The organism is Nocardia stercoris (genome assembly GCF_003696265.1).
Taxonomy (GTDB): Bacteria; Actinomycetota; Actinomycetes; order Mycobacteriales; family Mycobacteriaceae; genus Nocardia; species Nocardia stercoris.
In genome coordinates this window covers 25,001-38,405 of sequence record NZ_RFFH01000007.1, presented here as the reverse complement: position 1 = coordinate 38,405, position 13,405 = coordinate 25,001, and the positions used below count along the sequence as shown (strand labels likewise).

Below are 13,405 nucleotides of genomic sequence, written 5' to 3'. Positions count from 1 at the left end.
GTAGGACATGCCGCGCCGTGAGCAATTCGATTCCGAAAACACGGCTTACGGCAAGGGTTCGAATCGAGGTGTCGATAAAGAATTTCGTCATTCACCCGGGAAATCGTGTGTCGCACATCACCGTATTCGACTTGCGGGTGCTGCCTCGACGGTTGCAGACTTGAAATCACAAGTGTGGCACGGGTTTGCGTGAGCTCGAATGCTGCGTGCCCAGGGGATGACAGATCGCGGTTCGAGGTGAGGCCTGTGTCCGATCGTGTGATCAACACGAAACGGTTATCCGAGCGCCACGGGGCCGCGCCGCCGGTATGTTCGAATCATTGTGCGCCGAACGATAATTCCTGGTGTGCCCGCCGCGACCACGCACTGCCCGACCTCGTGCCCTACGTTCCGGGCATCGACCCGGATACCGCGACCAGATTCCACTCCCGGGATTCCCCCGCCACGTGCGGGGGAATTCAGAGCCTGCTATTCATCTACTGTGCTGTCAATCGGCCGGCCGTTATTCAGCAGGCCGAGTCCGCGCTGGCCTCGGGTACGCGAGTACCCGATCCGGAATGCCTGTGGCTCTCGTTGTCGGTATTGCTCTACAGCGACAAGTTCGCCGAGGTGACACTGCACTGCGAACGGATCCTGCGGACCGGCGGCCGTGCACTGCCCCGGCGGTCGGTGCAGATCGCGGGGCTGGTCCGGGCCCGGGCGCGCGCCCTGCGCGGCCACTGCCTCGACGCCGCCGCCGAACTGCAGGATCTGCTCGACGGCGGACTGCCCGCCGGACTGCGGGGCGTCGCGGTCGCCTGGCTGCTCGAGGCGCTGGCCGGTGCGGGGGAGACCCAGCAAGCCAACCAGCTGCTGCTCGGCGACCGGTTCGGCCCCATCGACGAGCTGCCCGACCAGGCGCACATCCACGCTGCCCGGGGTGCGGTGCAATGGGCCGACGGCCGGTACGAGCAGAGCCTCGCCGAATACCTGACCGCCGGCCGCATCCTGGCCGACCTGCGGGTGGCGAACTCGGCGATCGTCGCGTGGCGCTCGCGGGCGGCGCTGGCCGCGGTCACCATCGGCCGCACCGAACTGGCCCTCGCCCTCGCCGAGGACGAACTGGCCATCGCCCGCCGCTGGGGTGCGCCCGGCGCGGTGGGCGCGGCCCTGCGTGCCCTCGGCCTGGCCCGGCGCGACAGCCACTCCACACACGTGCTGGAGCGCGCGGTGGAGCTGCTGCAGCTGGCCGACGCCCGGTACGAACTGGTGCCGGCCCTCTGCGACCTGGCGCGCCTGCACGTCGAGAACGCCGAACCGATCCGCGCCCGGACCGTGCTGGTGACCGCGATCGAGTACGCGGTCGCCAGCGGCAACCGGGCCTGGCTGGAACAGGCGAACGCCCTGCTGCCACTGGTCTCCGAACGGCGGAAGTCACCGAAGCTGACCAGACAGGAGCAGAAGATCACCCGGCTGGCGCTCGAGGGGCTCGCCAACAAGGACATCGCCGAGACGATGTTCCTGACGATCCGAACCGTGGAATTCCATCTCTCGAACGTGTATAGAAAGCTCGGGATATCGGGGCGCAGCGAGTTGCGTGATGCGATCTCACCCGCGGAATGCGCGTAACGAATCCTGCCTATCGGCTCGGTCCGCACTGCGGACCGAGCCGATCTCTTTTCCGTATACGGCACCCGCACACCGGATCCCGAACATGCGGCAGTAAAGTCTCGATTCCGCGACGCGTCTCGTGGATCGACCCGTGTTCCAGTACTGTTCCGATTTCTACCACACGCCCGGCGGGAAACTCTTCCCACAGTTGAACTGTGGTCGCGGACCCGAATCCTACGGGCGCCCCAGGACTTTCCGGTCGCAATGCTACGGGCCGACCGTAGTATTACGCCCACGATCTTGAACGACCACTCCGATCGGTGCCAGAGTCGTTTTCGCCGGGCGATCGACTCGCCGGGCAGCCGACATCACAACGGCCCGCCGCGCACCGTCGCCCGGCTTCGGAGCCACTCCCCGACAACACATTCGCGGGACACGTCTGTCGCGAGAGGAATCGTTCATGTCATCACCTACCCCGTCCCGGGCCGAACTCGTGGAACGCGCCGCGAAACTGGCGCCGCTGCTGCGCTCGCGAGCCCAGTGGATCGACGAGCACCGCCGGCTACCGGAAGACGTGATCACCGCGATCGAGGAGTCCGGGCTGCTGCGGTTGCAGGTGCCGAACCAATACGGCGGCTACGAATCCGACTTCCGTACCCACCTCGACGTCCTCGCCGAGATCGCGCGCGGCAACACCTCGGTGGCCTTCTGCCTGTCGATCTACGCGTCGCTGACCTGGATGACCGCGTTCTGGCCGGACGCCGCCCTGGACGAGGTATTCGCCACGCCGAACGTGCGGGTCACGGGCACGACCGCGGCCACCGGCGCCGCGACCCGCGTCGACGGCGGGTACCGGCTGAACGGGCGGTGGAAGTTCAACAGTGGTGTGCTGCACGCACACTGGAAGATCACCGCGGCCGTGCCGGACGATCCGGAGTCGCAGCAGATCCCGATCTTCGCCGTCGTGCCGGTCACCGAGCTCGAGATCGTCGACGACTGGTTCACCACCGGCCTGGAAGGCTCGGGCAGCGTCACCACCGTCGCCACGGACGTCTTCGTCCCCGACCACCGGGTGATCAGCGGCGCCGACTTCTATCAGAACATCTCGCTGTCGGCGGTCAACGGCCCGAAGCCGATCTATACGGTGCCGATGCTGGTGTCCGCGACGGTAATCCAGACCGGCCAGCTGGTCGGCGCGGCCCGCCAGGCACTGAGCGGGTTCCTGGAGCGACTGCCCGGACGGCCGATCACCTACACCGACTACACCAGCCAGCAGGATGCCCCGGTCACCCATCTCCAGGTCGGTGAGGCGGCGCTGCTGATCGAGGACGCCGAGGCCCGGGCCCGGCGCTTCGCGGACCGGGTCGACGCCAAGGTCGCCTCCGGCGAACCGTGGACCCAGGACGAACGGGTCTCCTCCCGGGTGCAGATCGGCTGGATCGCCAAGCAGGCCAAACAGGCGGTGGAGATCCTGGCCCAGGCCAGCGGCGGTTCCTCCATCTACCGCGACGTGCCGATCGCCCGGCTGCAACGCGACATCCACGCCGCCTCGCTGCACGGCATGATCACCCCCGCCGTCAACATCGAGCTCTACGGCCGCACGCTGTGCGGGCTCGAGCCCAATACGACCTACTTGTGATCGACTGCGCGGCAAGGGAAACAAGTCATGCGTACAGTATTGGTGGCCAATCGCGGCGAGATCGCGGTGCGGATCGTGCGGGCCTGCCGGGACGAGGGGCTGACCTCGGTCGCGGTCTACGCCGACCCGGACCGGGACGCCCCGCACGTGCGGCTCGCCGACGAGGCCTACGCACTCCACGGTGACACCCCGGCCTCGACGTATCTCGACAGCGCGAAGCTGCTGCGGATCGCGGCGCTCGCCGGCGCGGACGCGGTGCACCCGGGCTACGGATTCCTCTCCGAGAACGCCGAATTCGCGCAGACAGTGCTCGATGCGGGACTGGTGTGGATCGGGCCGCCGCCGGCGGCCATCCGCGACCTGGGCGACAAGGTCGCCGCCCGGCGCATCGCCCGGGCGGTCGGCGCGCCGCTGGTGCCCGGCACCGCCGAACCCGTCTCGGGTGCGGCGGAGGCGGCCGAGTTCGCCGACCGGTACGGCCTGCCGATCGCGATCAAAGCCGCCTTCGGTGGTGGCGGCCGCGGGTTGAAAGTGGCTCGCGAGCGCGCCGAGATCACCGAGCTGTTCGATTCGGCGGTCCGGGAGGCGGTCGCGGCGTTCGGGCGCGGCGAATGCTTCGTCGAGCGCTACCTCGACCGGCCCCGGCACGTGGAAACCCAATGCCTGGCAGACACTTTCGGCAACGTCGTGGTGGTATCCACCCGGGACTGCTCGCTGCAGCGCCGGCACCAGAAGCTGGTCGAGGAGGCGCCCGCGCCGTTCCTGAACCCGGACCAGCGCGCGGAACTGTACCGGGCGTCCAAGGCGATCCTCGCGCAGGCCGGATACGTGGGCGCGGGAACCTGCGAATTCCTCGTCGGCGCCGACGGTGTCATCTCCTTCCTGGAGGTCAACACCCGGCTGCAGGTCGAGCACCCGGTGTCGGAGGAGGTGACCGGGATCGACCTGGTCCGCGAGATGTTCCGCATCGCGCGCGGTGAACCGCTCGGCTACGGCGACCCCGAGCCGCGCGGTCACTCGATCGAATTCCGCATCAACGCGGAGGATCCCGGGCTCGAATTCCTGCCCGCCCCAGGGACGTTGACCGCGTTCGACCCGCCCGCCGGGCCGGGAGTGCGCCTGGACAGCGGCGTGCGGACCGGCACCGTGCTCGGATCGGCCTGGGACTCCCTGCTGGGCAAGCTGATCGTCACCGGCGCCACCCGCGAACAGGCGCTGCGTCGTGCGGCCCGGGCGCTGGCGGAGTTCGAGGTCGAGGGAGTGCCGACCACCCTCCCGTTCCATCGCGCGGTGGTCACGGACCCGGCGTTCGCCGGTGATCCGTTTCGCGTGCACACCCGGTGGATCGAAACGGAATTCGACAACCGGATCCCCGCCCACCCGTCCACCGCGGTAGCCGGGGAACCGGCCGACCGCGAGACCGTGGTGGTCGAGATCAGCGGCCGCCGGCTCGAGGTGTCCCTGCCCACCCTCGGGCAACCGGCCGCCCGCTCGCCCCGGTCGGTCCGGCGCGCCGGACCGCAGCGCCGCGAACGGCCGGCCACCGCGGCGGCGCTGGTCGCGCCCATGCAGGGCACGGTCGTGAAAGTCGCTGTGGCCGAGGGACAACGGGTCGAAGCGGGGGATCTGATCCTGGTGCTCGAGGCGATGAAGATGGAGCAGCCGCTGACCGCCCACCGAGCCGGGGTAGTCCGCGACCTCACGGCCGACGTCGGCACCACGCTCCGCTCGGGCGTCACGGTGTGCCGCGTCGAGGATCCCGAAATCAGTGTCGCATGAACACAATTCAGGAGAATGCCATGAACGCATCGGTGATCGTCGTGGGCGCGGGGCCGGCCGGCCTCATGCTCGCCGGAGAACTGCGCCTGGCCGGAATCGACGTCACGGTCCTGGAACGGCTCGACAGCCGCACCGGCGAGTCCCGCGGGATCGGCCTGACCGCCCGCACCGTCGAGGTCTTCGACCAGCGCGGCCTGCTGTCGCGGTTCGGCGACCTCGACACCGCCACCGCGGGCCACTTCGGCGGCATCCCGCTCGATCTGACCTCGCTCGGAACCACCGTGCGCTCCGCGCGCACCGTGCCACAGTCGGTCACCGAGACCGTGCTCGAATCCTGGGCACGCGGCCTCGGTGCCGACATCCGGCGCGGGCAGGAGGTGACCGGCGTCGAGGATCTCGGCGACCGGGTCACTGTGCGGCTGGGGGACTCGACCGAACTCACCGCCGCCTACCTGGTCGGTTGTGACGGTGGCCGCAGCCTCGTCCGCAAGGCGGCCGGCTTCGACTTCCCCGGGACCTCCGCCACGACCGAGCTCTATCTCGCGGATCTGCGCGGGGTGGACCTGCAGCCGCGGATGATCGGCGAGCAGGTCGACGGCGGCATGGTGATGTGCGCTCGCCTGCCCGACGGTGTCACCCGCGTCATCGTCGGTGAACGGGGCGTGCCACCGCGGCGGCGCACCGAGCCGCCCGCCTTCGCCGAGGTGGCGGACGTGTGGAAACGGCTGACCGGCGTCGACATCTCGCACGCGGATCCGGTGTGGGTCAGCGCCTTCGGCGATGCCGCGCGGCTGGTGACCGAGTATCGGCGCGGCCGGGTGCTGCTGGCCGGTGATGCCGCGCACGTCCATCTGCCGGCCGGCGGGCAGGGCATGAACACCAGCATCCAGGACTCGGTGAACCTGGGCTGGAAGCTGGGCGCGGTGCTGCGCGGGACGGCGCCACCGAGCCTGCTGGACACCTACCACGCCGAACGGCACGCGGTGGGCCGCCGTCTGCTCGCCAACACACGGGCGCAGAGCCTGTTCGTGCTCGGCGGGGCGGAGGTCGCGCCGCTGCGCGAACTGCTGGGCGAGCTGGTCGAGTACGCGGAGGTCGAACGCCTGCTGGCGGGCCGCGTCAGCGGTCTCGACATCCGCTACGACGTCGGTGGCGGCACCTTCCCGCTGCTGGGTGCCCGGTTGCCCCCGCTCGCGTTGCGCCGCGACGGCCGCGAGGTCACCAGCGCGGAACTGCTGCGCACCGGGCGCGGCGTGCTGCTGGACCTCGCCGACAACGCGGCCCTGCGCGCCCGCGCGCACCCGTGGACCGATCGCATCGACGTGATCACCGCAGTGCCGCAACACCTTTCACCTGACGACGCCCTGTATCGCACCGCCGCGGTGCTGGTGCGGCCCGACGGCCACATCGCGTGGGCCGCGCCGGGCAGTTTCCACGATCTCCCGATGGCCCTGGACCGCTGGTTCGGGCCCGCCCGATGACAACGAGAGAGGTAACCATGTTCAGCACACTGATCGTGGCCCGGATGCAGCCGGGCTCCGCCACCGACGTCGCCGGCCTGTTCCGGGAATTCGACAACAGCGAGATGCCGCACCGGATGGGCACCCGCCGCCGGCAGCTCTTCCGGTACCACGGCCTCTACTTCCACCTGCAGGACTTCGACGCCGACGACGGCGGCGACCGCATCGAGAGCGCCAAGACCGACCCCCGCTTCGTCCGGATCAGCGACGACCTGAAGCCGTTCATCGAGGCCTACGACCCGCAGACCTGGCGCTCACCCGCGGACGCCATGGCGCACCGGTTCTACGAATGGAGTTCGCTGTGACCATCGAGCAGCAGCGCCGGGTAGTGATCACCGGCATCGGAGTCACCGCCCCGGGCGGTGTAGGCACCAAGAACTTCTGGGACCTGATCTCCAACGGCCGCACCGCGACCCGCCGGATCTCGTTCTTCGATCCCGCACCGTTCCGGTCGCAGGTCGCCGCCGAGATCGACTTCGACCCCGAATTGCACGGCCTGCGGCCACAGGAGATCCGGCGCATGGACCGGGCGGCGCAGCTGGCTGTGGTCAGCGCCCGCGAGGCGATGGCCGACAGCGGGCTGGAGTTCGACGGCATCGATCCGTACCGGATGGGGGTGACGATCGGCAGTGCGGTCGGCGCGACCATGGGCCTGGATCAGGAGTACCGCACGGTCAGCGACGGTGGCCGACTCGAACTGGTCGATCACACCTACGCCGTACCGCATCTGTACAACTACTTCACCCCGGGTTCGTTCGCCACCGAGGTGGCGTGGGCGGTGGGCGCGCAGGGCCCGGGCACCGTCGTCTCCACCGGCTGCACCTCCGGTCTGGACGCGGTGGGCTACGCCGCCGAGATCCTGCGCGAGGGCGGCGCGGACGTGATGATCGCCGGCGCGAGCGACGCCCCGATCAGCCCGATCACCGTGGCCTGCTTCGACGCCATCAAGGCCACCACACCACGCAACGACGATCCCGAGCACGCGTCACGGCCGTTCGACGCCAGCCGCAACGGGTTCGTGCTCGGCGAGGGTTCCGCGGTCTTCGTGCTGGAGGAGCTGGAAAGCGCACTCCGGCGCGGCGCCACCATCTACGCCGAATTGGCCGGGCACGCAACGCGATCCAATGCCTTCCACATGACCGGGCTGCGGCCCGACGGCAAGGAGATGGCCGAGGCGATCCGGGTGGCGCTGGCCGAGGCCCGGATCGACGGCCACGAGATCGACTACATCAACGCGCACGGCTCGGGCACCAAACAGAACGACCGCCACGAGACCGCCGCCTTCAAGCGCAGTCTCGGCGACCACGCCTACCGGACACCGGTGAGTTCCATCAAGTCGATGGTCGGGCATTCGCTCGGCGCCATCGGTTCCATCGAGATCGCCGCGTCGGCCCTGGCACTGACCAACAACGTGGTGCCGCCGACCGCGAACCTGCACAACCCCGACCCCGAATGCGATCTGGACTACGTCCCGATCGACGCGCGCGATCACCCGATCGATGTCGTGCTGTCGGTGGGCAGCGGGTTCGGTGGCTTCCAGAGCGCGGTGGTGCTGGCCGACCCGTTCCGGAGGCGGCGATGAACGCCACCGTCGTCACCGGCCTGGGCGTCGCCGCGCCCACCGGGCTGGGCCTGGAGGAGTACTGGACGGCCACGCTGGCGGGCCGCACCGGCATCCGCCGGATCACGCGGTTCGACCCCACCTCGTACCCGTCCCGGCTCGCCGGTGAGATCGACGGGTTCGTCGCCGAGGACTACCTGCCCAGCCGGCTGCTGCCGCAGACCGACCGGATGACTCGGCTCGCCCTGGTGTGCGCGGACTGGGCCTTCGCGGACGCCGGGATCGATCCCGCGGCGTTACCGGACTACGCCGCGGGCGTGATCACCGCCAGCCATTCGGGTGGGTTCGAGTTCGGGCAGAACGAGCTGAAGGCCTTGTGGAGCAAGGGCGGTGAGTTCGTCAGCGCCTACCAGTCGTTCGCCTGGTTCTACGCGGTCAACAGCGGTCAGATCTCGATCCGCAACGGCCTGCGCGGGCCCAGCAGCGTGGTCGTCAGCGACGAGGCCGGCGGGCTGGACGCGGTCGCCCAGGCGCGCCGGCAGATCCGCAAGGGGACCGCGGTGGTGATCTCCGGCGCGGTGGACGCCTCGCTGTGTCCGTGGGGCTGGGTGGCGCAGCTGGCCGGCGGCGGCCTCAGCACCTCGGACGATCCACAGCGCGCCTACCTGCCCTTCGACGCCGCCGCGGCCGGGCACGTGCCCGGTGAGGGCGGGGCACTGCTGGTGCTCGAGGATGCCGAGCACGCGGAATCCCGTGGCGCGGAACATATCTACGGGTCGATTGTCGGGCACGCCGCCACCGTCGACGCGCGGCCGGGCAGTGGGTGCGAGCCGGGACTGCGGCGCGCCATCGAGGTCGCGCTGCTTGATGCGGGTATCACGGCCGCCGAGGTCGACGTGGTGTTCGCCGACGCCGCCGGCGATCCCGAACTCGACCGGATCGAGGCCACCGCGATCACCAGGGTGTTCGGGCCCCGGGGGGTACCGGTCACCGCGCCCAAAACCATGACGGGACGGCTGTATTCGGGCGCCGCGCCGCTCGATGTGGCAGCCGCTTTCCTGTCGATCCGTGACGAGGTCATCCCGCCCACGATCGGCTCGGCGCTCGCCGCGGAATACGAGCTCGACCTGGTCACCGCCGCGCGCCCGGCGCCGGTGCGCACGGCACTGATCCTGGCCCGCGGCTCCGGCGGATTCAATTCCGCGCTGGTCGTGCGCGGCCGGTAGCACTCGACGAAAGGACCGACATGGCAACACAATTCACCCTCGAGGACCTCCGGCGAATCCTGCGCGAGGGATCCGGCGACAGCGCCGGTCTGGACGGCGACTTCGCCGAGATCGAATTCGAGACCCTCGGTTACGAATCGCTCGCGCTGCTGGAGACCACCAGCCGGATCAAACGCGAATTCGGCGTCACCCTCGACGACGACGCCGTAGTGGCCGCGACGACCCCACAGCAACTGGTCGATCTCGTCAACACCGCCCTGCTCGCCGACGCGCAAGCGCCCTGAACCCCGGCCACGGACCGAAAAGGAGAACTGTCATGCCCACAGCCAACCGGGTGGCCCTGGTCACCGGCTCGACCAGTGGAATCGGCCTGGCCGCCGCGCGCCGCCTCGCCGAGCAGGAACACCGCGTATTCCTCTGCGCCCGTGACAAGGACGCCGTCACCGCCACCGTCGATACCCTGCGCGCCGAAGGCCACGACGTCGACGGCGCCACCGCCGACGTCCGCTCGGGGGAGGACATCTCGGCGCTGGTGCGCACCGTCGTGGAGCGGTTCGGGCCGATCGACGTGCTGGTCAACAACGCCGGCCGCAGCGGCGGCGGCGTGACCGCCGACATCGCCGACGACCTCTGGTACGACGTCATCGCCACCAATCTGCACAGCGTCTTCCTGGTGACCCGCGAAGTGCTCACCACCGGCGGCATGAACGCCAAGGACCGCGGCCGGATCATCAATATCGCCTCCACCGCCGGCAAGCAGGGCGTCGTACTCGGCGCACCGTACTCGGCGTCCAAACACGGGGTCGTCGGCTTCACCAAGGCCCTCGGCAACGAGCTGGCCCCGACCGGGATCACCGTCAACGCCGTCTGCCCCGGCTATGTGGAAACGCCGATGGCGCAACGGGTCCGGGCCGGGTACGCCGAAGCCTGGCAGACCAGCGAGGACGCGATCCTGGAGAAGTTCCAGGCGAAGATCCCGCTCGGCCGCTACTCGACGCCCGAGGAAGTGGCCGGCTTGGTCGGCTACCTGGCCTCGGATCTGGCCGCCTCCATCACCGCGCAGGCGCTCAACGTCTGTGGCGGGCTGGGCAACTTCTGATGTCCCGCACCGCATTCCGTCACCTCATCGCATACGGCAAGGAGTGGATATGAGTACGCCGACTCGCGAGGTCGAACACAGCGTCACCGTGGCGGCACCGGCGGCGGAGGTGTACCGCCTGCTCGCCGAGGTCGAGAACTGGCCGCGGCTGTTCCCGCCCTCGGTCTACGTCGATCGGGTGGAACAGATCGGCAACGAGGAACGCATCCGCATCTGGGCCACCGCCAACGGCGAGGCAAAGAACTGGGTGTCGCGCCGTGTCCTGGATCCCGAGGGCCTGCGGATCACGTTCCGGCAGGAGGTGTCCGCGCCGCCCGTCGCCGAGATGGGCGGCACGTGGATCATCGAACCGCGCGGCGCGGACTCGACCGAGCTGCGGTTGCTGCACACCTATCGCGCGATCGACGACGACCCGGAGGGCCTGACCTGGATCGAGCAGGCGGTCGACGAGAACAGCCGGGCGGAACTGCCCGGGCTGAAGGCTGCCGTCGAAGCCGCCGTGCAGCGTGCGGAGCTCACGATCTCGTTCGTCGACTCGGTGCGGATCGCCGGCGCGGCGAAGGACGTCTTCGACTTCATCAACGAGGCGGACCGCTGGACCGAGCGCCTACCGCACGTGGCCGCGGTCGAACTGACCGAGGACACGCCGGGACTTCAGGTGCTGCGGATGGAGACCCGGACCCGCGACGGCTCCAGCCACCTCACCGAATCCGTGCGAGTCTGCTTCCCGCACAACAAGATCGCCTACAAGCAGACCACGCTGCCGGCGCTGATGGACCTGCACACCGGGTACTGGGAGATCCAGGAGGACGCCGACGGTGTCACCACGGCCTCGTCCCAGCACACGGTGATCATCGCGGCCGACCGCATCACCGAGGTCCTGGGTCCCGACGCCGATGTGGAGCGGGCGCGGCAGTTCGTCCGGGACGCGCTGGGCAACAACAGCCGCGCCACGCTGGCACACGCCAAGACCTACGCCGAAGAACGGCGGTGAGTCGTGCCGGGCCCGCACGCCACCGGCACCGACGTCATCGTCGTCGGTGCCGGTCCGGCCGGGTTGCTGCTGGCCGGTGATCTCGCGGCCGGTGGCGTCCGGGTCACCGTGCTGGAACAGCTGATCGCGCCGATGACCGAGTCGCGGGCCTCCACCCTGCACACTCGCACGATGCGGTTGCTCGCCGACCGCGGCGTGCTGGACCGGCTCGGGCCGCTACCGGACGGCGGTCCCGGCCACTTCGGCGGGCTTCGGCTCGACCTGACCGCCGCCGCACCGGCCGATCCGTTCGCGGGGCAATGGAAATGCCCGCAGACCCGGCTGGAAGCGGTGCTGGCCGAGCGGGCGGCGCAGGCCGGTGCCCTGCTGTTGCGTGGGCGGCGGGTCACCGAACTGGTGGACACCGGCGATCTCGTCCGGGTGACGGCCGTCGACCCGCACCGGCACCGGCACACGTTCACCGCGGCGTATCTGGTCGGCTGCGACGGCGAGCGCAGCACGGTCCGGGACCTGGCCGGTTTCGAATTCGCCGGCCGCTCGGCCACCAAGGAGATGCTGCGCGCGGACGTCGCCGGAATCGACGTTCCGGCACGGCGATTCGAGCGGCTGCCGCACGGGCTGGCCACCGCCGCACGCTGGCCCGACGGCAGTACCCGGGTCATGGTGCACGTCTACGGCGCCACCCCGCGGGACCGCACCGAACCCTCCTTCGCCGAGATCGCCGCTGCCTGGGCGGCGGTCACCGGCGAGGCGATCGGACACGGAACGCCCTTGTGGCGCAACGCGTTCGACAACACCAACCGACAGGTCACCGAGTACCGGCGCGGGCGGGTCCTGCTCGCCGGGGACGCGGCGCACCGCCAGATGCCGGTCGGCGGCCAGGCCCTGAACCTCGGGCTGCGCGACGCCGCCGACCTCGGCGGACGCCTCGTGGCCCGGATCCTGCGGAACGTAGACGGACTCGACGGCTACCACCGCGCCCGCCACCGCGACGGTGCCCGCACCCTGAGCGATATCGCCGCGCAGACCGTCCTGCTGCTCGGCGGCCCGGAGGTCGAACCCGTCCGCGAGCTGTTCGCCGAACTGCTCGAGTTCGATTCCGTCCGTGCGCATCTCGCGCGCACGATCGCCGGTCTCGGCACCGAAGACCACCCGCCTGCCGGACCGGGAACCGGCGGCACCCCCAGTACAGAGGAGTCAGACATCATGGGCAGTTCGAAGACCGCATTGGTCACCGGGTCCAGTCGCGGCATCGGCCGCGCCATCGCACAGCGGCTCGCCGCCCAGGGCGCGCTGGTCGCCGTGCACTACGCCGGCAACGCCGACGCCGCCCGAGAGACCGTCGAATCCATCGAGAACGACGGTGGCCGAGCCTTTTCCGTCCAAGCCGAGCTCGGCGCGCCGGGCGGGGTCCACCAGTTGTTCCTCGGCCTCGAACAGGGGCTCAAGGAGCGCACCGGCGACACCCGGCTCGACATCCTGGTCAACAACGCCGGCACCACCACCCCCGACGGCGTCACGCCCGAGGACGTCACCCCCGAGGACTTCGACCGGCTCTTCGCCGTCAACGCCAAGGCGCCGTTCTTCATCGTGCAACGGGCGCTGCCCCTGCTGCCCATCGGCGGGCGGATCGTGAACATCTCGTCCGGCCTCACCCGGTTCGCCAACCCGGACCAGGCGGCCTACGCGATGACCAAGGGCGCGATCGAACAACTGACCCTGCACTTCGCCCGCTACCTGGCGCCGCGCGGCATCACCGTCAACAGCGTCGCGCCCGGCATCACCAACAACGGCAGCGCGCTGTTCGACATCCCCGAGGCCGTCGAGCAGATGGCGCAGCTCTCGGCCTTCAAACGAGTCGGCGAGGCGGGCGACGTCGCCGATGTCGTCGCTTTCCTGGCCACCGACGAGGCCCGCTGGATCACCGGCAGTTTCGTCGACGCCACCGGCGGCACTCTGCTCGGCTGACCCGCCCCGAGGCACCGGAAGGATATGCG

General features: G+C 69.9%; 11 protein-coding genes. All 11 read left to right on the top strand.

Annotated features, from left to right (window positions below):
* The first annotated feature begins 573 nt into the window (after positions 1-573).
* The 11 genes from EBN03_RS17530 (at position 574) to EBN03_RS35105 (ending at position 13,376) form a co-directional block, all read left to right on the top strand.
* Positions 574-1,608: a helix-turn-helix transcriptional regulator gene (locus EBN03_RS17530; RefSeq protein ID WP_158675659.1), complete on the top strand. Its 1,035-nt coding sequence runs from the start codon at positions 574-576 to the stop codon at positions 1,606-1,608.
* A gap of 442 nt (positions 1,609-2,050) precedes the next feature.
* The gene (locus EBN03_RS17525) at positions 2,051-3,229 is read left to right on the top strand and encodes an acyl-CoA dehydrogenase family protein (protein WP_122189137.1); all 1,179 of its coding nucleotides are present in this window, start codon (positions 2,051-2,053) and stop codon (positions 3,227-3,229) included.
* A 27-nt stretch (positions 3,230-3,256) separates the two neighbouring features.
* Entirely contained in the window at positions 3,257-5,008 is a 1,752-nt protein-coding gene (locus tag EBN03_RS17520; protein ID WP_122189136.1) for an acetyl/propionyl/methylcrotonyl-CoA carboxylase subunit alpha, read from the top strand.
* Positions 5,009-5,028: 20 nt separating this feature from the next.
* On the top strand, positions 5,029-6,489 hold the full coding sequence (locus tag EBN03_RS17515; RefSeq protein ID WP_122189418.1) for an FAD-dependent monooxygenase: 1,461 nt from the start codon (positions 5,029-5,031) through the stop codon (positions 6,487-6,489).
* A 17-nt stretch (positions 6,490-6,506) separates the two neighbouring features.
* On the top strand, positions 6,507-6,833 hold the full coding sequence (locus EBN03_RS17510) for a TcmI family type II polyketide cyclase (RefSeq protein WP_122189135.1): 327 nt from the start codon (positions 6,507-6,509) through the stop codon (positions 6,831-6,833).
* A complete protein-coding gene (locus tag EBN03_RS17505; RefSeq protein ID WP_199742856.1) occupies positions 6,830-8,110 on the top strand; it encodes a beta-ketoacyl-[acyl-carrier-protein] synthase family protein in 1,281 nt (426 codons plus the stop codon). Before EBN03_RS17510 ends, EBN03_RS17505 begins: the two co-directional genes overlap by 4 nt.
* Positions 8,107-9,315 (top strand): ketosynthase chain-length factor, encoded by a 1,209-nt coding sequence (locus tag EBN03_RS17500; protein ID WP_122189133.1) that lies wholly within the window; start codon positions 8,107-8,109, stop codon positions 9,313-9,315. The genes EBN03_RS17505 and EBN03_RS17500 overlap by 4 nt, the downstream gene beginning before the upstream one ends.
* A gap of 20 nt (positions 9,316-9,335) precedes the next feature.
* Positions 9,336-9,599 (top strand): acyl carrier protein, encoded by a 264-nt coding sequence (locus tag EBN03_RS17495; protein ID WP_122189132.1) that lies wholly within the window; start codon positions 9,336-9,338, stop codon positions 9,597-9,599.
* A 32-nt stretch (positions 9,600-9,631) separates the two neighbouring features.
* On the top strand, positions 9,632-10,414 hold the full coding sequence (gene fabG, locus EBN03_RS17490) for a 3-oxoacyl-ACP reductase FabG (RefSeq protein ID WP_122189131.1): 783 nt from the start codon (positions 9,632-9,634) through the stop codon (positions 10,412-10,414).
* Positions 10,415-10,463: 49 nt separating this feature from the next.
* Positions 10,464-11,408, top strand: a complete 945-nt coding sequence (locus tag EBN03_RS17485) for an aromatase/cyclase (protein WP_122189130.1) — start codon at positions 10,464-10,466, stop codon at positions 11,406-11,408.
* A gap of 3 nt (positions 11,409-11,411) precedes the next feature.
* Positions 11,412-13,376: an SDR family oxidoreductase gene (locus EBN03_RS35105; RefSeq protein WP_122189129.1), complete on the top strand. Its 1,965-nt coding sequence runs from the start codon at positions 11,412-11,414 to the stop codon at positions 13,374-13,376.
* Positions 13,377-13,405 lie beyond the last annotated feature (29 nt).

Bases quoted from the DNA above. Each gene is read 5' to 3' on its own strand.
- EBN03_RS17520 (WP_122189136.1), top strand. From the start codon at position 3,257: ATGCGTACAGTATTGGTGGCCAATCGCGGCGAGATCGCGGTGCGGATC.
- EBN03_RS17495 (WP_122189132.1), top strand. From the start codon at position 9,336: ATGGCAACACAATTCACCCTCGAGGACCTCCGGCGAATCCTGCGCGAG.
- EBN03_RS17515 (WP_122189418.1), top strand. From the start codon at position 5,029: ATGAACGCATCGGTGATCGTCGTGGGCGCGGGGCCGGCCGGCCTCATG.
- EBN03_RS17510 (WP_122189135.1), top strand. From the start codon at position 6,507: ATGTTCAGCACACTGATCGTGGCCCGGATGCAGCCGGGCTCCGCCACC.
- fabG (WP_122189131.1), top strand. From the start codon at position 9,632: ATGCCCACAGCCAACCGGGTGGCCCTGGTCACCGGCTCGACCAGTGGA.
- EBN03_RS17500 (WP_122189133.1), top strand. From the start codon at position 8,107: ATGAACGCCACCGTCGTCACCGGCCTGGGCGTCGCCGCGCCCACCGGG.
- EBN03_RS17485 (WP_122189130.1), top strand. From the start codon at position 10,464: ATGAGTACGCCGACTCGCGAGGTCGAACACAGCGTCACCGTGGCGGCA.
- EBN03_RS17525 (WP_122189137.1), top strand. From the start codon at position 2,051: ATGTCATCACCTACCCCGTCCCGGGCCGAACTCGTGGAACGCGCCGCG.